This window comes from Aliarcobacter trophiarum LMG 25534 (assembly GCF_003355515.1).
GTDB classification, from domain to species: Bacteria; Campylobacterota; Campylobacteria; order Campylobacterales; family Arcobacteraceae; genus Aliarcobacter; species Aliarcobacter trophiarum.
In genome coordinates this window covers 1,426,484-1,448,239 of record NZ_CP031367.1, presented here as the reverse complement: position 1 = coordinate 1,448,239, position 21,756 = coordinate 1,426,484, and the positions used below count along the sequence as shown (strand labels likewise).

General features: G+C 28.5%; 19 protein-coding genes and 8 tRNA genes. 3 read left to right on the top strand and 24 right to left on the bottom strand.

The genetic code is table 11. The annotated features are described in order from the left end of the window. Positions 1 to 58: 58 nt before the first annotated feature. A complete protein-coding gene (locus ATR_RS07485) occupies positions 59 to 1,084 on the bottom strand; it encodes a M24 family metallopeptidase (protein WP_115428830.1) in 1,026 nt (341 codons plus the stop codon). Between the two features lie 77 nt (positions 1,085 to 1,161). Between ATR_RS07485 and aroQ the strand changes: the two genes are divergently transcribed. Genes aroQ through sppA form a run of 3 tightly spaced genes read left to right on the top strand, consistent with a single transcriptional unit; the run spans position 1,162 to position 3,760 of the window. Further along, positions 1,162 to 1,653: a type II 3-dehydroquinate dehydratase gene (aroQ, locus tag ATR_RS07480; RefSeq protein WP_115428829.1), complete on the top strand. Its 492-nt coding sequence runs from the start codon at positions 1,162 to 1,164 to the stop codon at positions 1,651 to 1,653. Between the two features lie 6 nt (positions 1,654 to 1,659). Beyond that, positions 1,660 to 2,883 carry an aminofutalosine deaminase family hydrolase gene (gene mqnF, locus ATR_RS07475; RefSeq protein ID WP_115428828.1) on the top strand — a complete coding sequence of 408 codons (1,224 nt, stop codon included), beginning with the start codon at positions 1,660 to 1,662 and terminating at the stop codon, positions 2,881 to 2,883. Beyond that, positions 2,876 to 3,760 carry a signal peptide peptidase SppA gene (gene sppA / locus ATR_RS07470; RefSeq protein WP_115428827.1) on the top strand — a complete coding sequence of 295 codons (885 nt, stop codon included), beginning with the start codon at positions 2,876 to 2,878 and terminating at the stop codon, positions 3,758 to 3,760. The genes mqnF and sppA overlap by 8 nt, the downstream gene beginning before the upstream one ends. Before the next feature lie 42 nt (positions 3,761 to 3,802). Here the strand turns inward: sppA and ATR_RS07465 are convergent, their stop codons facing one another. The 23 genes from ATR_RS07465 to ATR_RS07355 form a co-directional block, all read right to left on the bottom strand. Then, positions 3,803 to 5,011, bottom strand: a complete 1,209-nt coding sequence (locus tag ATR_RS07465) for an acetate/propionate family kinase (protein WP_115428826.1) — start codon at positions 5,009 to 5,011, stop codon at positions 3,803 to 3,805. Between the two features lie 27 nt (positions 5,012 to 5,038). Further along, positions 5,039 to 6,034 carry a phosphate acetyltransferase gene (pta, locus tag ATR_RS07460; RefSeq protein ID WP_115428825.1) on the bottom strand — a complete coding sequence of 332 codons (996 nt, stop codon included), beginning with the start codon at positions 6,032 to 6,034 and terminating at the stop codon, positions 5,039 to 5,041. Between the two features lie 182 nt (positions 6,035 to 6,216). Beyond that, entirely contained in the window at positions 6,217 to 7,407 is a 1,191-nt protein-coding gene (locus ATR_RS07455) for an acetate kinase (RefSeq protein ID WP_115428824.1), read from the bottom strand. A gap of 90 nt (positions 7,408 to 7,497) precedes the next feature. Continuing rightward, positions 7,498 to 9,333 carry a putative nucleotidyltransferase substrate binding domain-containing protein gene (locus ATR_RS07450; RefSeq protein WP_115428823.1) on the bottom strand — a complete coding sequence of 612 codons (1,836 nt, stop codon included), beginning with the start codon at positions 9,331 to 9,333 and terminating at the stop codon, positions 7,498 to 7,500. A gap of 72 nt (positions 9,334 to 9,405) precedes the next feature. Next, positions 9,406 to 11,073 (bottom strand): cation acetate symporter, encoded by a 1,668-nt coding sequence (locus ATR_RS07445; protein ID WP_115428822.1) that lies wholly within the window; start codon positions 11,071 to 11,073, stop codon positions 9,406 to 9,408. Further along, positions 11,073 to 11,390 (bottom strand): DUF485 domain-containing protein, encoded by a 318-nt coding sequence (locus tag ATR_RS07440; RefSeq protein WP_115428821.1) that lies wholly within the window; start codon positions 11,388 to 11,390, stop codon positions 11,073 to 11,075. The genes ATR_RS07445 and ATR_RS07440 overlap by 1 nt, the downstream gene beginning before the upstream one ends. Positions 11,391 to 11,619: 229 nt before the next feature. Beyond that, positions 11,620 to 13,257, bottom strand: a complete 1,638-nt coding sequence (locus ATR_RS07435; protein WP_115428820.1) for a cation acetate symporter — start codon at positions 13,255 to 13,257, stop codon at positions 11,620 to 11,622. Beyond that, positions 13,257 to 13,571 (bottom strand): DUF485 domain-containing protein, encoded by a 315-nt coding sequence (locus ATR_RS07430; protein WP_228254216.1) that lies wholly within the window; start codon positions 13,569 to 13,571, stop codon positions 13,257 to 13,259. The genes ATR_RS07435 and ATR_RS07430 overlap by 1 nt, the downstream gene beginning before the upstream one ends. Before the next feature lie 121 nt (positions 13,572 to 13,692). Further along, the gene (locus tag ATR_RS07425; RefSeq protein ID WP_115428818.1) at positions 13,693 to 14,319 is read right to left on the bottom strand and encodes a 3'-5' exonuclease; all 627 of its coding nucleotides are present in this window, start codon (positions 14,317 to 14,319) and stop codon (positions 13,693 to 13,695) included. Position 14,320: 1 nt separating this feature from the next. Further along, complete coding sequence (locus ATR_RS07420) at positions 14,321 to 16,141, bottom strand: putative nucleotidyltransferase substrate binding domain-containing protein (protein WP_115428817.1); 1,821 nt, start codon at positions 16,139 to 16,141, stop codon at positions 14,321 to 14,323. A 29-nt stretch (positions 16,142 to 16,170) separates the two neighbouring features. After that, positions 16,171 to 17,841: a VC_2705 family sodium/solute symporter gene (locus ATR_RS07415; RefSeq protein WP_115428816.1), complete on the bottom strand. Its 1,671-nt coding sequence runs from the start codon at positions 17,839 to 17,841 to the stop codon at positions 16,171 to 16,173. Beyond that, positions 17,842 to 18,099, bottom strand: coding sequence for a sodium/substrate symporter small subunit (locus ATR_RS07410; RefSeq protein WP_164966711.1), 258 nt, complete (start codon positions 18,097 to 18,099; stop codon positions 17,842 to 17,844). 67 nt (positions 18,100 to 18,166) lie between these two features. Continuing rightward, positions 18,167 to 18,829, bottom strand: coding sequence for a response regulator transcription factor (locus ATR_RS07405; RefSeq protein ID WP_115428814.1), 663 nt, complete (start codon positions 18,827 to 18,829; stop codon positions 18,167 to 18,169). Further along, on the bottom strand, positions 18,810 to 20,393 hold the full coding sequence (locus ATR_RS07400) for a sensor histidine kinase (protein ID WP_115428813.1): 1,584 nt from the start codon (positions 20,391 to 20,393) through the stop codon (positions 18,810 to 18,812). Before ATR_RS07400 ends, ATR_RS07405 begins: the two co-directional genes overlap by 20 nt. Positions 20,394 to 20,462: 69 nt before the next feature. Then, positions 20,463 to 20,539: transfer RNA gene (locus ATR_RS07395), tRNA-Asp, on the bottom strand. 12 nt (positions 20,540 to 20,551) lie between these two features. Beyond that, a tRNA-Val gene (locus ATR_RS07390) sits at positions 20,552 to 20,627 on the bottom strand. Positions 20,628 to 20,659: 32 nt separating this feature from the next. Beyond that, positions 20,660 to 20,734, bottom strand: a tRNA-Glu gene (locus ATR_RS07385). Positions 20,735 to 20,754: 20 nt separating this feature from the next. After that, positions 20,755 to 20,830 (bottom strand) — tRNA-Lys (locus tag ATR_RS07380). Between the two features lie 10 nt (positions 20,831 to 20,840). Continuing rightward, positions 20,841 to 20,917: transfer RNA gene (locus ATR_RS07375), tRNA-Asp, on the bottom strand. Between the two features lie 12 nt (positions 20,918 to 20,929). Then, positions 20,930 to 21,005 (bottom strand) — tRNA-Val (locus ATR_RS07370). Between the two features lie 16 nt (positions 21,006 to 21,021). After that, a tRNA-Glu gene (locus ATR_RS07365) sits at positions 21,022 to 21,096 on the bottom strand. 20 nt (positions 21,097 to 21,116) lie between these two features. Further along, positions 21,117 to 21,192, bottom strand: a tRNA-Lys gene (locus ATR_RS07360). A 56-nt stretch (positions 21,193 to 21,248) separates the two neighbouring features. Continuing rightward, on the bottom strand, positions 21,249 to 21,752 hold the full coding sequence (locus tag ATR_RS07355) for a CinA family protein (RefSeq protein ID WP_115428812.1): 504 nt from the start codon (positions 21,750 to 21,752) through the stop codon (positions 21,249 to 21,251). Positions 21,753 to 21,756: the final 4 nt, after the last annotated feature.

Genomic DNA, 21,756 nt, shown 5'->3' with positions numbered 1-21,756 from the left:
TCTCTATAAAAAATCTGAACTTATTTAATAAGTTTAGATTTATTTTGTTTTTTTCATATTAAAGTACAGTAGCTCTACCATTTTGTATAGATATACAATCTTCAATTCTAACTCCAAAAAGATTTGGAATATAAATACCAGGTTCAACTGTAAATACCATATTTTCTTCTATAATCATCTCATTTTTACTATTTATATTTGGGAATTCATGAATATCAAGTCCAACACCATGTCCTGTACTATGTACAAAGTATTTTCCATAACCAGCTTTATCAATATAATCTCTAGCTATTTTATCAACATCTTTTGCCATCATACCACTTTTTGTATTTTTAATTGTAAGTTCTTGAGCTTTTAAAACTATATTATACACTTTTTGCTGTTTTTTATTTTTGAATTTTTGTTCTCTTTCAAAAGTAAAATTTGAGAAATCTGCAACGCTAGTACAGGTTCTATCAGAACAGTATCTTTTATATTTTATTCCAGCATCAACTAAGATTAAGTCATCTTTTTTTAGCTTTTTGGATGTTGGAAGGGCATGTGGTTTTGCTGCATTTTCATTTATAGCTATAATTGCACTAAAAGATATATCGTATTTTGCTTTTTTGCTAAGAGATTTGTAATTTTGAAAAAATAGTTCTTTTTCACTCTTATTCAAACCTTTTTCTCTTATATATTTTGCAAATTCTGAAAATCCAGAACGACCCAAAACACTAGCTTTTTTTAAAAGTTTTATTTCACTATCGCTTTTTATCAATCTTTTTAGTTTTGAAAAATTCAACTCTTCTTTAAAAACTATATCTAAATCTTTTTTTAAACTATTGTAAAAATAAGTTGTAAAATCATTTGGGTCAAATATTATCTCTTTTATATTCTGTTTTTTTAAAATATTTTTTGCCTCTTGTACTATATCGCTACTTTCAATAACTTCGCAGTTTTTTGATAGCTCTTTAGCTTCAATAGTATATCTAGCATCTGTAATAAAAAATTTCTCACTTCCTAAAGATAGAAAAATTACATTATCACAAGAGAAACCACACTCATAATATATTGCATTTTCATTTTTTAAAATAAAGTTATCCACTAAAATTGCCTTTTTTTAGGTTTTTTAACAAAAAATTAACTATAATCTTACCTAAATTTTATAAAAGGAATATAATAATGAAAATAGCAGTAATTCAAGGACCAAACTTAAATATGTTGGGAGTTAGAGAACAACATATCTATGGTGGTATGACTTTAGAGCAAATTCATGAGCAACTTTCAAATGCAGCAGCTCAAAATGGTGTTGAAATAGAGTTTTTCCAATCAAATTTTGAGGGAGAGATAGTTGATAGAGTTCAAGAGTGTTTAGGAACAGTCGATGGAATTATGATAAATCCAGCTGCATATTCTCATACTTCAATTGCTATTAGAGATGCTTTGGCTGCTGTTAATATGCCTGTTGTTGAGGTGCATATTTCAAATATCTATAAAAGAGAAGAGTTTAGACAAAAATCTATAACAGCAGCTTCAACTACAGGAGTTATTACTGGTTTTGGTGGTTTTGGTTATCATTTAGGTTTAATAGCTTTAATTCAAATGTTAAATGAAATAAAAGCTTTAAATGATGCAAGAAATGCTCAGATACAAGCACAAGAAGAGAATAAATAATCTTTTATGAAGATTTTAACTGCTTCTTATATTGTTACATTTGATGAAGATTTTACTATCTTAAAAGATGGAGCTATAGTTTTTGATGAAAAAATTATAGAAGTAGGGAGTTTTGATTATATTAAAAATAGGTATCCAAAGTTTGAGATAATAAGCCCAAAAATAAACTCTGTTTTAATGCCAGGGCTTATAAATTCACATATCCATCTTGAGTTTAGTGCAAATAAAACAAGTTTAAAATATGGTAATTTTTATTTGTGGTTAAACTCTGTAATAAGACATAGAGAAAAACTTATAGAAAAAGCAAAAACTTCTTTGATAAGTCAAGAGCTAAAAAAACTCTTAAAAACTGGAACTACAACTATTGGAGCAATATCTTCTTACTCTTTTGATTTAGAAGCTTGTTTGAAATCTCCTATAAATAAACTCTTTTTCTGTGAAGTAATAGGCTCAAAAGCTGATATGATAGATACACTATTTGCTGATTTCAAAGCAAGATTAAAAGATGCACAAAAGCATAATAGTAAAAATTTTCAAACAGGAATTGCAATACATTCACCATACTCAGTTCATCCCTTTTTGGTTCGTGAGGTTTTAAATATTGCAAAGGAGGAGAAGTTAGCAGTTACTTCTCATTTTTTAGAGTCAAAAGATGAAAAAGAGTGGTTAAACAAAGATGATGGAAGTTTCTTGGAGTTTTTTAAAAACTTTTTAAATCAAGAAAAAGCTACAACAAAACCACTAGAGTTTCTAAACCTTTTTAAAGGAGTAAAAAATCTATCTTTTACGCATTGTGTAGAAGCAGATTTTAAAGAGCTAACTAAGATAAAAGAGTTAAATGCAACTATAAATCACTGTGTGACTTCAAATAGATTTTTAAATAATAGTAGATTAAATATCTCAGATTTGGAAGAGATTCCTTTTAGTATTGGTACAGATGGACTTAGTTCAAATAACTCTTTATCTATGTTTGATGAGTTAAGAGCATGTTTGAATATTCACTATGAAAAAAATATAGTAAAGTTTTCTAAAACTTTGTTAAATAGTGCAACTGTAAATGGTGCAAAAGCTTTGGGCTTAAAAAAAGGAAGATTGGAAAAAGATTTTGATGCTGATATTATAGGTTTTTCTTTACCTGATAAAATAGAGGATATAGAAGATATTTATATGCAGATTATATTACACACAAAATATGTTGATGATATTATTATAGGAGGAGAATTTGTTTGAGTTTTTTAAAAAACTATTTTCACCAGTTATTTGGTTTTTAGATTTTATTACAAAATATTTCAAAAGTATAGTTTTTTTAACTATAGTTTATCTACTTTTTTTTAGTGGAAGTGAAGATGAAACTGTTGCAAAATATAGTGCAAATTTACAAAAAATTGATTTAATTGGACAGATAATTGATCCAGCTAAAGTATTAGAAGATATTGAAAAAGCATCAAATGATAGTAGTATAAAGGGTGTATTATTTGTAATAGATAGTCCAGGAGGTGCAGTTGCTCCTTCAGTTGAGATTGCTTATGCAATAAAAGAGTTAAGTTCTAAAAAGCCAGTTATTGCATATGCTAGCGGAACAATAGCTAGTGGAAGTTATTATGCCTCTATATGGGCAGATAAAATTATTGCAAATCCTGGGAGTATTGTTGGATCTATTGGTGTTATTATGCAAGGTTTTGAAGCTAGTAAACTTTTAGAAAATATTGGAATAACTTCTCAAACTATAAAAGCTGGAAAATATAAAGAGAGTGGAACCTTTGCTAGAAAATGGACAAAAGATGAAGAAGAAGAGCTGCAAAGTGTTATAAATAGTACATATAATATGTTTATAAGTGATGTAGCAAATGCTAGAAAACTTGATGTTAAAAAGCATACTAGTTTTGCAGATGCAAAAATATTTACTGCTCATCAGGCTAAAGAGGTAGGATTGGTTGATGAGGTTGCAACATTGAATTATGCAAAACATAGTTTAATTTTGTTGTCAAAAGTTGAAAAACCTATTTGGAAAAAAGAGGATAAATTTGAGAAATTTATGGATAAACTTATGAGTCAAGCTATATCAAAAGCAGTTATGAGTTTTTCTAGTAGTTTAAAAGCATATTAAACTTAGTCTTAAAAGGCGAAATTCGCCTTTTAAATTTGAAGATTATTTTCTTCTAGTTCCACCTGAAACTATATTGTATGTATCATTTGCTATTACATACTCTTCTTGAGTAGGAATTACAAAAATTCTAGCTGGTGATGCATTTGTAGATATATCTCTAGCTTCACTTGATCTTTTATTATTTTTTGTTGGGTCAATTACAAGTCCCATAGCATCAAGTCCTGCACAAACTTTTTCTCTAATTAATGCAGCATTTTCACCAATTCCACCTGTAAAACATAGTGCATCAATACCATTTAAAGCTGCAACATAAGAACCTACATAAGCTTTAATTTTATATGCAACCATATCAACTGCAAGCCTACATCTATCATCACCTTGGTTCATTCCTTCTAAAACCTCTCTTAAATCAGATGATTTTCCTGAAATCCCTAAAATACCAGATTTTTTATTCATAAGATCAAGTGCTTCATCAATAGTTATATCATCTTGTTTCATCATATATTGAATAGCTCCAGCTCCAATATCTCCAACTCTTGTTCCCATCATAAGACCTTGAACAGGAGTTAATCCCATAGATGTATCAATACATTTTCCATCAAAAACTGCACTTACAGATGAACCATTTCCTAAGTGGCAAACAATAATTCTAGTATTGTGTTTTTTCTCAAGCATTGCTCTTGCTTCATTTGATACAAAGTAGTGACTAGTTCCGTGGAAACCATATTTTCTAATTCCATGTTTTACATATTGGTCATAAGGAAGAGCATACATATAAGCATAATCAGGCATTGTTTGGTGGAATGCAGTATCAAATACACCAACATTTGGTTTACCTGGCATTAATCTTTGACAAATCTCAATTCCCAAAATATTTGCAGGATTGTGTAAAGGTGCAAGAGGAGATAACCTTTTCATAGCATCTATAACTTCAGGAGTTATTAAAACTGAACTTGCAAACTCTTCACCACCATGAACAGTTCTATGACCTATTGCTTCAATATCATTAATTGAATCAATAACTTTTCCTTCTCCACTAGTAAGAGTAGTTAAAACTGCTTCAATAGCTTCTGTGTGTGTTGGCATTGATATATTCATAACAAGTTTTTTACCATCACTATATTCATGTTTTAGAATACCATCTATACCAATTCTTTCACAAATACCACTTGCAAAAACTTTTTTAATAACTGGGTTCATTAGTTGATACTTAACTGAAGAACTTCCTGCATTTAATACGAAAACTAACATATTTTTCCTTTTTTTGAAATTTAATTTTTATTTTATTTGAGTTGCTGTAATAGCTACAAGATTTGAAATATCTTCAACTGAACAACCTCTTGAAAGGTCATTTACAGGTTTATTTAAACCTTGAATAATTGGTCCATGAGCTTCTGCATTTGAAAATCTCTGAACTAATTTATAACCAATGTTTCCAGCTTGTAAATCAGGGAATACTAAGATATTTGCACGTCCAGCAACTTTTGAATTAGGAGCTTTTTTTATTCCAACACTCTCAACTATAGCTGCATCAGCTTGAAGCTCTCCGTCAAAAGCAAAATCAACTTTTCTATCTTCTAAAATTTGACAAGCTTTTGTAACTTTATCTACAAGTGGATGAGATGCACTCCCTTTTGTAGAGAAACTAAGCATTGCAACTCTAGGCTCAAGTCCAACAACACTTGCAGCTGTTGCAGCTGTTGCACTTGCAATATCTGCTAGTTGCTCTGAATTTGGTTCTGGAATAACTGCACAATCTGCAAATAAAATAAGACCGTTATCTCCAAATTTTCCATCAGCTGTTTCCATAATAAATGCAGATGAAACTGTATTTATTCCAGGTGCTGTTTTGATTACTTGAATAGCTGCTCTTAAAACATCAGATGTTGGTGAATTTGATCCAGCAACTAAACCATCAGCATCTCCAAGTCTAACCATCATACAACCAAAAAATCTAGGTTCTGTAAGCATTAGATTTTTTGCTTCATCTCTTGAAAGGTTTTTGCTTTTTCTAAGTTCAACCAATTCATCAATATATTTATCAATATTTGCAAATTTTGAAGGATCAACAATCGTTGCTCCATCGATATTTACACTATATTTTGAAGCATCAGCTTTGATTTTTTCTTCATTTCCAATTAGAACTATTTTTGCAGTTTTATCTTTTAAAACTATTTGTGTAGCTTTAAGAACTCTCTCATCTTCACTCTCTGGAAGAACAATAGTTCTTAAATTTTGTTTAGCTTTTTCTTTGATTTTATCAATTAAACCCATAATGTAACCAATCCTTTCTTTTTTCAAATGTGAGAAAAATTATAATGAAAAAAAATAGCATTAAAGTAGCAAAGAAAGCTACTTTTTAGGGCTTTAATAAGTAATTAAAAGATTAAAAAAATAATAAAAAGAGCATTTTTGGGTAATTTCTACAATATTGCTCTTTTTATTTTGATGATTTTTTATTTTTTTATTAGATTATAAGTATCTGTTGCAATTACAAACTCTTCATTTGTAGGAATTATAAATATTTTAGTATTAGAATTTTTAGTATTTACCTCTCTATTTCCTTTATCTCTTTTTGAGTTTTTCTCTTTATCTATCTCAATCCCCATAAACTCTAATCCTTCACAAACTTTTTCTCTAATTAAGTCAGAGTTTTCTCCAATTCCAGCTGTAAAACAAATAGCATCAACTCCATGCATAAGCCCAGCATAAGAGCATAGATATTTTTTTATTCTATCACAAAGCATTGTGATTGCTATTTTAGATCTATTATCTCCATCATTTGCAGATTTTATAACTTCTCTTAAGTCTGAGCTAACTCCAGAAATACCTAATATTCCAGATTTTTTATTTAAATAATCAAGAATTTGAGTATGGTTTAAACCTTTTTTCTCCATTAAATATGGAATAACACCAGCATCTATATCTCCGCTTCTTGTACCCATTACTAAACCTTCAAGAGGTGTTAATCCCATAGATGTACTAATAGATTTTCCATCTCTAACGGCACATACAGATGAACCATTTCCAAGATGGCAAACTATGATTTTGCTATCTTTTTTATTCAAAAGTTTTATAGCTTCGTTTGAAACATAGTAGTGACTTGTTCCATGAAATCCATATTTTCTTAAGTGGTGTTCTGTATAGTCAGCATAAGGTACAGCATATAAGAAGTTTTCTATAGGCATAGTTTGGTGAAATGCTGTATCAAATGTTACAACATTTGGTACTTTTGGCATTAACTCTTTACAAATTTTTACTCCTAAAATATTTGCTGGGTTATGCAGTGGAGCTAGAGGAATAAGCTCTTCAATTTTTCTGATAACATCATCATCAACTAATACAGACTCTTTAAAATGCTCTCCACCATGAACAACTCTATGTCCAATAGCCTTTATCTCTTCTATTTTGTTTATGACCTTTGTCTCGTCATTTGTAAGAATTCTTAAAACTAACTCAATAGCCTCTTTATGTGTTGGAATTGATGTTTCAAAAGTTAATTTTTTATTTTCACCAATTTCATGTTTTAAAATACCATCTATTCCTATTCTCTCTACTAACCCACTAGCTTTTAGCTCTTTAGATTTTATATCAATTAGTTGATATTTTAGTGAAGAAGACCCAGCATTTAACACAAATATTAACATTAACACTCCTAATATCTTGGTTTAAACTTAAATAAAGTTTAAAAATTTAATTTAATTTTTTGAAATAATATCTTATTAAAACTTAATATTTTAGACATAATATAGTTTAAAATGATTTTCCAACTTCTTTTTTAATCTATTTACTATTTTAAATGAATCTTTTAGCAAATCTTTCTCCATAGTTGAAAGATTATTTGGATTCACATAATTATCTATTTTTTCGCCTTTATCAAGTTTATCAAGGCTAGATTTTAATTTTAAATTTGTCAAAAAATTAAAAGCCATTATTAACTCTTTTGCACTCTCATCATCAAATATATTTTTTTCTTTTAGAGCATTTATACGTTTTACTGTATTAGTATTTAAAATTTTGTTTTGAATACTTAATGATCTAACTCCTTGCACAATGATAAAAATTCCACCTCTTTTTATATCTAACTCATTTTTATTTTTCTCTTCCTTGCTATTAAATACAAAGCCATCAAAAAATCCTAGAGGAACATCAAAACTATTTATCACCTTTGCAAAATTTGTATAAAAACTTTGAGAATTTGAAGAGATTTTAAATAGATAACTTTTAAGTTCTCTAATCATCTCAATATTACCAGATACACAAAGAGCATCATAAAATATTGCAATATTCATAAAGTTATCACCACTAGGTTCATTTACCCATTTATAAATAAGCTCCTTAAAGCTACTCATGTTTCTGCACCAATAAGGATTTGAAACCATAATATTTCCTTCGCATCTAGGGAATCCAAAATCAACTAGTATTTCAGTAAAGTTATGAGTAAACTCTCTTAACTCTTCTTCTTTAATAGTACAATCATCAGAAATAATCAAAGCATTATCTTGATCAGTTCTTAATATTTGCTCGGCTCTTCCTTCACTTCCCATTACAACTAAACAAGATTTATCAATAAGCTCTTTAGGAGCCATTAATTTATAGAGTTTGTCCAATAATTTCTTATTTAATTGATTTATTAATTTTGATACAAACTCTATTTTTACACCTTTTGCATTCAATGATTTGATGATTTTAATAAATGATAGTGAAGCCTCTTTTAACTCCTCTAAAGTTTGGGCATTAATAATTTGGTTTGATACAGCAAAAGTGTTTGTTGCAAAAAATGAAGATAGAGAGATTTGGTCAAGAATGCCAACTATTTTATCTTGGTCATTTACAACAACAACTCTCTTTAAGCCATATTTTGCCATTTGAAGTTGAGCATTAAATAAGAAATCATCTTCATTTATATAGATTAAACCTTTACTTGCAATTTTTACAACTAAATCATCAAAATCCATACGATTTAATATAACTTTTTGTCTAAAATCAGAGTCTGTAACAATATACATCTCTTTATTTTCATCTTTTAGTAAAAGTGTAGGAATTTTTTCTTTTTTTATTATTGTTGCAGCCTCAAAAATTGTCTTTTTTGTATCAGTAATTACAGCTTTATGAATTTTTGCATCTTTTACTTTTGCAATCATAATATTTGCTAAATCTCTATTTTTTTCATCTAAAACATTGTTGTTTAATTTTTCTGAGATTGATTGGAAAAAATAGTTTTCTAGTATAGAGTTTGAGCTTAATATCTGCATGAAATCATCTCTTCTTATAGAGTAGCAAATACTATCTTTTATAGCAACAAAACTATTTTTGCTAAAATTTTTTATAAGTGAAATAGAGTCAAATATTTCACCTTTTGAGTAAACATTTAAAACTTCATCATCATTTATCTCTTGAATAAGACCATCAAAAACAAAGTATAAAAATTCTGGATTACTCTCTTGAGCTTGTACTAAACTATTCTCTTTAAAATATACTGTAGATAAAGATTTAGTTAAATCATCTAGTTCATATGAAACCAAATTATTAAATGGATAAATTGTTGAAATAAATTTCTTTTGTTCTTGCATACCTTGTAATCTCCCCTTTTTTATTTAAAAGTATTGCAAAATCAAAAAGAGTAAAAACTCTTTTTGATTAAATTAGTGTGAAACTGCTCCAGCAGACCCAATTCCTGTATTTGCTCTTATATTTTGAGCTCTAAATTTTGCTCTATCTTCATTTGCTCTTTTAGAATTATCTGTTATAGAGAAAAACCATATTCCTATAAACGCAACAGTAACAGAGAATAGTGCAGGATGAGCATAAGGGAAAATAGCTTCTTTATTTCCTAAAATTTGTACCCAAACATTAGGTCCTAAAATTACTAGCATAACAGCAGTAATTAATCCCATAAAACCACCTATAAATGCACCTCTTGTTGTTAACTTTGACCAATAAATTGATAAAAAGAGTATTGGGAAATTTGCACTTGCTGCTATTCCAAAAGCAAGTCCAACCATATATGCAATATTTTGTGATTCAAATGCAATTCCTAGAGTAACTCCAATAATCCCTACAATTATAACAGTTATTTTTGAAATTTTTACAACTTTTTCATCACTTGCATTTGGATTTATAACATTTGCATAGATATCGTGAGATATTGCACTAGCACCTGCAAGTGTAAGACCAGATACAACAGCCAAAATTGTAGCAAAAGCAACAGCACTTATAAATCCTAAAAATGCATTTCCACCAAGCATATGAGATAGGTGAACTGATGCCATATTAGAGCCACCAAAAAGTTTACCACCATCAAGATATGCTTTTGCTCCTTCCATGTATTGAGCACCATCTGGAGAGTTTAAGAATGCAATTGCTCCTAGACCAACTATAGAGATAATTATCCAAAAATATGCTACAAATCCAGTTGCATAAACTACAGATTTTCTAGCCTCTTTTGCATTTCCAACTGTAAAAAATCTCATTAAAACATGTGGAAGACCAGCTGTTCCAAGCATTAAAGCCATTCCTAATGAAATTGCACTTATTGGGTCACTTAAAAAGCCACCTGGTTTTAATATCTCTTCACCTTTTATGTGATTATTTACAGCAGTTTGTGCTAAAGATTCAAAGTTAAAGCCAAAGTGCCATAAAACCATAAGTGCCATAAATGAAACACCAGATAGGAGTAAAACAGCTTTAATAATTTGTACCCAAGTTGTTGCAAGCATCCCACCAAAAGTTACATAAATAATCATTAAAGCTCCAACCATAAAGACAGCATACTCATAATCCATTCCAAAAAGAATTTGGATTAGTTTTCCAGCTCCAACCATTTGAGCAATAAGATATAAAATAACAACACTTAAAGAACCAAATGCAGCTAAAGTTCTTATCTCTTTTTGACCTAATCTATAAGCTGCAATATCTGCAAATGTAAATTTTCCAAGATTTCTTAACTTTTCAGCCATAAAAAATAGAATTACAGGCCATCCAACTAAAAATGAAACAGCATAAATAACTCCATCATAACCATTCATATAGATTAAACCAGAAACTCCTAAGAATGCTGCTGCACTCATGTAATCTCCAGCAATTGCTAAACCATTTTGAAATCCAGTTATTCCACCACCAGCAGTATAAAAATCACTAGCAGATTTTGTTCTTTTTGCTGCCCAATATGTAATTCCTAATGTTCCAAGAATAAATACTAAAAACATAGCAATAGCAGAAATATTTAAATCTCTTTTCCCCTCAAAAGTAGCATCACCAGCAGCAAAACTCCATATAGCAAAAATAGATATAATTGATAATATTCTTAACATTATATATAATCCTTTACATCTTTTTTTATCTCATTTGTTAAGTCATCAAACTCACCATTTGCACGTCTTACATAAATTAAAGTTGTTATAAAGCTAATAACTAAAATTGCTAAAGCAATAGGAAATGCAATTGTAGTAACTCCATCTTCCCAAACTTTTGTAGCAAACAACTCTTTGTTAAATGCTATTATTGTAATGTAAGAGTAAAACATTACTAAAACAAATATTCCCAACTTTAATGCCAAAGAGTCTCTTTTTTTTAATAACTCTTGATATTTTGGATTTGCTTCTATTCTCTCAACCAAATTTTCTTTCATACCTTATCCTCCGACCTTTTATTTTTATCTAAAAAAGATAAATTAGCTGATTATACAAATTTATTTATGGTTTGTGAAAATAGAGTAGTTAAATAGAGTTTAATTTAAAGATATTATGTAGAATTGTAACAAAAATTTATATATTAATTATTAAATATAATTATAATTTTTAAGCTATTACTTAGCTTATAAGAATTACTAAAGAGATAAATCTCTTTAGTAAATAAGATTAGTGAGAAACTGCTCCTTCTGCACCAATTCCTGTTTGAGCTCTAATATTTTGTGCTTCAAACCCAGCTTTATCTTCTTCTGCTCTAGCTGATTTATCAGTTATAGAGAAGAACCAAATTGCAACAAATGCTGCAGTTACTGAGAATAATGCAGGGTGAACATAAGGGAAAATTGCTTTTTCGAAATGGAAAATATCAACCCATATTGTTTTACTTAAAACAACTAGAGTAATAGCTGTAATTAATCCTACAAAACCACCAATAAATGCACCTCTTGTTGTTAATTTTTTCCAGTAGATAGAAAGAATTAAAATAGGGAAGTTAGCTGATGCTGCAATAGCAAATGCTAGACCAACCATAAATGCAACATTCATATTTTCAAATGCAAATCCTAAAAGAACAGCAATAAAACCAATTACAAGAACAGTTCTTTTTGAAACTTTCATCTCTTCTGCATCAGTAATATTTCCTTTTCTAATAACAATTGCATATAAATCGTGAGCAATTGAGTTAGAAGCTGCAAGTGTAAGTCCTGAAACAACTGCTAAAATTGTAGCAAATGAAACAGCTGCAATAAATCCTAGGAATATGTCTCCACCAACAGCCTGAGATAAGTGTACAGCAACCATATTTACTCCACCAATAACACTACCTTCAGCAGAAAGATATAATTCCTTTCCAATATCACTATTAAGGAATACAATAGAACCTAAACCAACGATACCAATTAGTAGGTAGAAATAACCAATAAATCCAGTTGCATAAACAACAGATTTTCTAGCTTCCTTAGCATTTCCAACTGTAAAGAATCTCATAAGAATATGAGGTAATCCAGCAGTTCCTAACATCAATGCTAATCCTAAAGATATAGCAGAAACAGGATCAGATACGAATGGACCTGGTTTTAAAATATCAACACCAGATTTATGTAAACTTGTAGCCTCTGTTACTAATGCAGTAAGAGAGAAACCAGAATGAGCCATAACCATAAGCGCTATAAAAGTAACTCCAGCTAAAATTAAACAAGCTTTAATAATTTGTACCCAAGTAGTTGCAAGCATACCACCAAAAGTTACATAAATAATCATTAATGCTCCAACTAAAGCAACAGCCCAACCATAAGGAATATGGAATAGAACTTCAATTAGTTTACCAGCTCCAACCATTTGAGCAATTAAATAAAATGTAACAACAGTTAAAGAACCAAATGCAGCTAAAATTCTAATTTTTTGCTCATCAAGTCTATATGCAGCGATATCTGTAAAGTTAAATTTTCCTAAGTTTCTTAGTCTTTCAGCCATTAAAAATAGAATAATTGGCCATCCAACTAAAAATCCAATAGCATAGATAATACCATCATAACCTTGGAGATAAATCATACCTGAAATACCAAGGAATGAAGCAGCAGAAATATAATCTCCAGCAATTGCTAAACCATTTTGGAATCCTGTGATTCCCCCACCAGCTGTATAGAAATCTGAAGCAGATTTTGTTTTACTAGCTGCCCATTTTGTGATACCCATAGTTCCAGCAATAAATACGAAGAACATAATAACGGCATTTATATTTACACCGCTTCCATCTTCTGCTAATAGTGCTAAAGATGATAATCCTAATAAAGTAGCAATTCTTAACATTATAAAATATCCTTTACATCATTTTTAATAGACATTTCTAAGTCTTCAAACTCTCCATTTGCTCTTATAACATAAATAACAGTTGTTATAAAGGCTAATACAATAATTGTAGCACCAATAGGAATAGCAATTGTTATAATACTATCACCAATAGTATTTGCAAAAACTTCTTTATTAAATGCAATAGTTAAAATAAAACTATAATAAACTACTAGCATAAAAACAGCTAGTTTAATAGCAAAAGAGCTTCTTTTAGTAATTAACTCTTGATACTTTGGATTATTTTTAATCCGTTCTACTAATTTTTGATCCATTTTTTCTCCTAAAATAAGATTAGTTGAAATAGTAAAATATTTTAGTTGCAAAAGCATAGCATTTAAAAAAAGATTAAAGAAAATTGTTAAAAAAGCTTAGAAATACGGTTTTAACGTATTCCTAAAAGTGATTTTTTTTCTCTTTTGAGAGATTTTTTAGTTTTAAAAATATCATAGATGTCATGATGGCATCATTTAAAGCATCATGTTTACCAAGAGTTGGAATATTTAGATTATTCATAATAGTGTCAAATTTAAGATCTATAAATCCATAATTCTCTCTAGTTTTTTTAATATCATAATAGATAGATGATACTTCAACTCTCCTATTTGGAAGTTTTATCCCTATTAATTTTTTTGTATATTTTGAAATCATCTCCATATCAAAGTCTATATAGTAGCCAACTATTGGTCTTGAGCCAATAAATTCAAGTAGTTTATAAATTGCCTCATCAGGTTCAACTGCATTTTGTAAATCTATCTCTCTTAGATGATGAATTTTTATTGATTCAGGATTTATATTTTTTGATGGTTTTACAAAAATATTAAATGTTTTTCTCATCAAAATCTTATTCTCTTTTATAATTACTGCACCAATTGATAAAATTTCATCTTTTTTGGGATTTAAACCAGTAGTTTCACAATCTAAACTTACCCACTCATCTTTAGTTGATTCATTAAACAAGAAATCAAATTTTTTATCAAAAAGCTTTTTCTTTTGCCATTGTTTTAAAATATTTTTAAACATTTTAGTAAATCTTATCTAGTTTAAATATATAAGAGATGATTTTTTTAAAATCATTTACTATTTTAAAAGACTCTTTTAGTAAGTCTCTCTCTATCTTTCCTAGATTATTGGCATCTATCTCGTTTGAAAGAGGTTTATTTTTTTGTAGTAATTCTATTTGATTTCTTAACCTTAAAGTGTTTGCTATTTCAAAAGCTTCTATTAATTCAGCAGCCTTATCTTTGTCTAAAACCTTTCTTTGTTCTAAAATTTGAATTCTTTTTATTGTTGTTGTCTCTTTTATTTTCTCTTTTAAAGCTAAACTTCTAACTCCTTGAACTATTGGAAAAATTGCAGCTTTTTTAATATTTATTAAGTTCTCTTTGCCTATAAAACTTGATATTGTTGTTGGAGTTTCAAAGGCTGTTGTTGATTTTGCAAAATATGCCATAAAGATATCATTTTGAATTTTCGAGTATAAAAACTCTTTTAAATCAATTAGCATCTCTTTATCTCCAGCAACTGAGAAAGAGTCTACAAATATGGCTAAATCTAAAAAGTTTTTCATATTTTGAGTATCATTTACCCATCTTGCTATATCATTTTTAAAATCGCTATATGATTTACACCAATCTTTATTTGAAACCATGATATTTCCTTCGCAAGGAGGATAACCTAAGAATATTAAAGAATCTGTAATTTGTTGCATATATGGTCTATATTGTTCTATATCTACTCCATCTCTTACAATCAAAGCGTTATCTTGGTCTGTTTTTATAATCTGTTCATTTCTTCCTTCGCTTCCCATCACAAATAGACAAGCATCTTTTTGTAGCTCTAAAGGTAAAAGTAAAGAGAATATTTTTTGATAAACCTTAGTATTTAGTTGTCCAATAAGATTTGAAATATGGTGAATTTTTACACCTTTTGTATGAAGACTTGTGATAATATCTATAAAATCTTTACTAGCGTCTTTTAAATCTTCAATACTTTTTGCATTTTTTATTTTTGATTCAATAACATAAGTGTGATTAGCAAAATGTGATAAAATATCGATCTGCTCCAAAATTCCAACCATTTTTCCACTGTTATCAACAACTCCAACTCTTTTTATATTTTTTTTAACCAAAATTGTAAGAGCTTCAAACAAATAATCATCTTGTTTTATTGTTAAAAGAGGAAATATTGCAATACTACTTACGGGAATTGATAAATCCCGTCCTTCTAAAAGGACTTTTACTTTAAGTAAAGAGTCTGTAATAATTCCATATTCATGGTTTTCACTTTCAACTATAATTGTAGAAGTTTTATACTTCATTGATTTATCTATTGCATCAATTAATTTTGTATCTTTACTTACTATACAAGCTTCATGAATTAAAGTATCTTCAACTCTTGCAATCATAAAAGATGATAGCTGAGAAGTGTTCTCTTTATCTTTTAGTGTTCTTATTTTATTTACTAAATCTTTTAGAAAAAAATCTTTAAAAGTTTGATTTTTATCAATTAATTCCAAAAAAGTTGTTTTCTCTATCTCATAGCAAATAAGCTCTTCATTTACAATGAAACTATTTTTACACTCCCCATAAATTAGTGAATTTGAATCAAAAGTATCTTCACTTTGATAATCCATAATTACAATATTTTCTGGTGAATACTCATAAACAGAACCTTTTATAATAATAAAGAAGTAATTTGGTATTTTTTCAGGACTAATTAGAACAGTATCTTTTGGATAATATGCAATATCCATATGTTCTATACATGTTGCCATTTGGCTTGGTGTTAAAACCTCAAAGGGGTGTGTTTTTGATAAAAAACTCTCTTGATCTTGAATACTCATTTTTTCTCCTTGTGATGTATTAAACTAACTTATTTTGAAACCCTTGTAAAATCAATAGATTCATCTATATTTTTTTGTGATTTTGATGTTATTTTTGAAATAACAACATTAGTAATAATATTTAAAATAGCACCAATAGTTCCTATTCCTTCACTACTAATACCAAAAAATAAGTTATTTGAATTATCTAAATATAAAAAATAAATAATATATGTTATGGTAAAAAATAGTCCAACTAACATACCTAAAATAGCTCCTAGCTTATTTGTTTTATTATAAAAAATTCCTAAAATCAAAGTTGGAAATAGTGTAGCAGCACATATTGTAAAGGATATAGCAACTGTTTGTAAAATTGTGTAGTTTGGAATATAAAATAGAGTTGCTAAAACTATAATTAAAACTATTAATAGTTTTGAAAATATAACTTTTTTAATACTGTTTTGTATAAAGTTTTCTTTAAGTAATTCATATGAGATTGTTGTTTTTATTAATAAAATCAAACCAGTTATTGTTGATAAGGTTGCAGATAGTGCACCAGCCAAAACTAATGAAATAACCCAATTTGGTAAATTTGCAATCTCTGGAGTCAGTAGAGATAGTGCATCTGGATTTATAGATAGCTCGCTTAAATTGCTATCATTTATTAAATCTATTTTTCTATTATTGTTTAAATCATCAAATTTTACTAAACCTGTTTTTTCCCAAGTTTTTAACCATTTACCCTCATTATTCTCTATTTCATTGTTAATAAAAGCATCATATTCTACATCATTTGTATGTTTTACTAAATTCAAAGTAGAAAGGATAAATAAAGATGAGATAGAAGTATATATAATAGATACAAAAATTAGTGCCCAGAGTGAAGATTTTCTAGCATCAATTGTACTAGGACTTGAGAAAAATTTGATTAAAATATGTGGTAAAGAGGCAACACCTAAGCTTAGAGATATTACAATAGCTAGGCTATTTAAAATACTAAAATCAGAAAATGACTTAAAACCAAAATCAGTTAGAGTTTGTTCAAAAACTTCAATTAAATATCTATCTTCAAATATTGTTGATTTTGAAAAAATTGCCATCTGTGGGATATATGAATTTGTAAATTCGATTGTTAAGAAAAAAATAGGTGTCATAAATGAAAAAAGGATAATAATATATTGAGCAATTTGAGTATATGCTATATTTTTCATACCACCAATAAAAGTGTATAAAAGAGTTATACCCATACCTATTAAAATTGCAGTTGATAAATCAATTTGAAAAATTCTTGAAAATATTATTCCAACACCTTTTAGTTGGGCTGAAATATATATAAAAGAGACCAAAACAACAATAATTATTGTAAAGAGTTTAATAGATTTTGAGTTATATCTTTTTTCAAAAAAAAGTGGAATAGATAAGCACTCCATTTTTTTTAAATAAGGAACTACCAAAAATGTAAGAAGCACAAAACCAGAGGTAATACCAATAATATAGGCAAAACTTTCATATCCAGAATTTAAAAAAGCACCACATAAAGAGATAAAGGTCGCTGCACTAATAAAGTCTACAGCAATAGAAATTCCACTAAAAACTGGATTAAATGAGTTGTTTTCTATATAAAAATCTTTTGTAGAACTAGCCTTTGTCCAAAGAGCTAAACCAAAATATATTGTAAAAGATACACCTACAAAAAGGTATATTAATGATTGAAGTTCCATCTAAAAGATATTCTTATGTTTTTTTACTAATTTTAAAATTAGGTTTTTATAGATAAATATTAATAAAATAGATAGATAAATTATTACTTGAACTAAAAATAGGTATGATAATTTTTCTCTAAAAATATCAAAATTATTGAAATATGTATAAATAACTATTCCAACAATAAAAGAGAAAATAAATAATAAAAAAATATGAGCATAAATAAGAGTTGTTTTTTCTTTAAAAAAGCTGTTCTTAAATTGATTGATTTGCATAATTCTCCTTATAAACGGGCGTATTATAATCATAAATAGTTGCAAAAAAGTAGCATATTTAAATATTTTATGCAGAGTAATATCTATCTATTTTATATCCAAGACCTCTAATATTTTTAATAAAATCCTCTTTTAGGCTCTTTTTTAGCCGAGATATTTCAGCTCTTATTGTAGGGTTATCAATATTTTCTGCATCCCAAACATCTACTCTAAACCTTTCAAAATCAACTATCATATTAATATTTAAGGCCAAAATGTGGATAATCTCTAACTGTTTTTTTGTAATATTTTGTGGTTCACCATTAAAATACAGTGTCTGTTTATCTTTTGAATAAGAGTAGTTTTCTGAAAATCTAATATGAGTGGTATTATTTTGCTCTTTTTTTAATATCTGATTTATTTTAATTCCTAATTCACCCAAATGAAAAGGTTTTTTTAAATACTCTCTTGCACCTAAGTTATAAGCTTTTGTAATGTCTTCAATATCAATTTGAGCAGATATAAATATTGTAGGAATATGAATTTTTTTTCTATTTAGTTCCTCTAAAATTGAGAAACCATCAATATTTGGAACATTTACATCTAAAATCAGTAAATCATAACCATTTTCAATATTTTTAAAAACATCTAAACCATCCATAAAACTCTCAACCATATGCCCAATCCCTTTGAGATATTCACAAACAGCATTATTTAACATTAATTCATCTTCAAGTAGTAGTATTTTCATTTATTTTAAACCTATATATAAATTTTGTCTCTTTTTTATCTGATAATATTTTGATTATAACTAAGTTTTTATCACAAATCTCTTTTACAATTTTTAAACCTAAGCCAAAACCACCTCTTACACTATTCTCTCTATAAAAGTCATCAAATATTTTATCTATATCATCTATCTGTTTTGAAGTAGTTGTAACACTAAATTCTAGCTCATCATCATCCAAATAGTAGAGTTTTACAAAAATAGGGGAGCTACTAAAAGAGTATTTTACTGCATTTGAAAGATTATTGTCTATTACTCTTTGTAGTTCTATTTGATTGAATTTTATATAGACATCTTCTTCAATATTTTTTATAAAATATAAGCTATTAGATTTTACAATCTCATCAAAGAACTCTAATCTTTTTTCCAAAATAGAACTAAAATTGATATACTCTTTTTCATAAATAACTCTATCTTTTTTAATTAAATAAGATAAATCATCATAAATATATTGAATAGTTTTTGAACCAGATTCAATATTTGTAATATAATTATTATTTGGTATTTTCATTTTAAGTAGATCAATATTAGTTCTTATAATTGCTAAAGGAGTGTTTATTTCATGAACAGAGTTTTTTAAGAACTGTTTTTGACTTTCAACTAAAGTTGATAACTCTTTTGTTTTATCATTTACTTTAGTCTCTAGATTTTTATTTAATTCTTCAAGCATTGAACTTTTTAACTTCATATTGGTCATGGCATCATTTGCATAGTTTGCAATAATTTTAAACTCCCCTAAAGCAATTCTATTTTGGTTTATAGGTTCATTTTTCTCTTCACTCTCTTTAAAATATCTACCTATCTCCTTTACATCATTTACAATTAAAATAGTTGCATTTTTATATATAAAAATTGAGTATAAAATAAGTAAAATAGTTAAAGATGTAATTTGTAGAGTATAGTTTGATATTTTACTATTATACTCTTCTTCTTTTTGTTTTATTAATCTATCAATCTCATCTAAATAAACACCTTTTCCGATTGTCCAATTCCATCTATTGTAAGATTTGACATAAGATAGCTTATTTGTCTCTTTTGTTAAACTAGGTTTTGACCAAAAATAGTTAACAAAACCTCCATTTACATTTTTAGAGACACTAATGAGCTCTTCAACAACATTTTTTCCTTTAAAATCTTTATGTTTTAAGAAATTAGTACCAATCTCATTCTTATCGTTTGAGTTATCAATTAGTACACCATCAAAATCGAAAATAAAGACATATTCGTTTGGGTTTGAGCTTAAATTTAGCTGGTCTAGTGCAGTTATAAGATTTTTTCTAATATTTTTATCATCTAATTTATCTTTATTTTCTAAGTAGTAGTAATCAATAAATTTTATTACATAGTTAATGTGATTTTTAAGAAGCTCTTTTTGATTATTTGTATAATCCTCTTTTAGAGTATTTATTTTTTCTTGAAGCTCATCATGAGCATTATTTATGATAATAAAAGTAAAAAAGGATATAAGGATGATGATAAAAAAGATACTGTAAACAATTAAGTGGTATAGACTTTTAGCTTTTAACAATTTTTGCAACCTTGAAATATAAAGGTCAATATTATCTAGATTTAAATTAAGAGATTGTTAAAAATAAAATGGCGCGGCCAACGAGACTCGAACTCGCGACCTCCTGCGTGACAGGCAGGCATTCTAACCAACTAAACTATGGCCGCACCTTTTAAAAATGGTGGTCGATAAAAGACTCGAACTTTTGACATCTACCTTGTAAGGGTAGCGCTCTACCAACTGAGCTAATCGACCAAATAAAGGGGGAGTTGTTATATAATTAATCTTGGTGACCCCTAGGGGATTCGAACCCCTGTGGCATGGATGAAAACCATGAATCCTAACCGTTAGATGAAGGGGCCAAGATATATAACAAAAACAATGGTGACCTGTGATGGATTCGAACCATCGGCCTCCTCATTAAAAGTGAGATGCTCTACCGACTGAGCTAACAAGTCAAAAATAAAATGGCGCGGCCAACGAGACTCGAACTCGCGACCTCCTGCGTGACAGGCAGGCATTCTAACCAACTAAACTATGGCCGCACCTTTTAAAAATGGTGGTCGATAAAAGACTCGAACTTTTGACATCTACCTTGTAAGGGTAGCGCTCTACCAACTGAGCTAATCGACCTTTTGTATATAAATCTTGGTGACCCCTAGGGGATTCGAACCCCTGTGGCATGGATGAAAACCATGAATCCTAACCGTTAGATGAAGGGGCCAAGATATATAACAAAAACAATGGTGACCTGTGATGGATTCGAACCATCGGCCTCCTCATTAAAAGTGAGATGCTCTACCGACTGAGCTAACAAGTCATTTGCCGTTTTAAGTCTTTTACTTAAAATGGACTGGAATTATAGTGCAAATTAAATTAATTGTCAATAGTTTTTGAGACAAATTTCAAAATTTTTTTAAGAGATATTTTTGCTGATTGTTTTTGGATTGAAATTCTACTACCTTTTAGATGAAATATTTTGATTTTCTTAAATTTATTTTTTGAGGCAATACCGATTACAACACTTCCTACAGGTTTACTTTTTGTACCACCATTTGGTCCAGCAACTCCAGATATTGCTATTGCAAAATCAGCTTGAAATTTTTTCAAAACACCATCTAGCATCTCTGAAACCACCTCTTTGCTAACAGCACCAAAACTTTCTAGTGTTTGATTTAATACACCTAATTCTTGATTTTTTATTGCATTTGAATAAGTAACAATGCTTCCGTTGAAAATATCACTACTTCCACTTATCTTTGTAATCATACTTGCTACTAATCCACCTGTACAAGATTCAGCAGTAGTGATTGTTTTTTTTGATTTTCTTAAAATATTTTGTAGATTTATCATATCTTTTTTTGAGAATATTTTTGCCATAAAA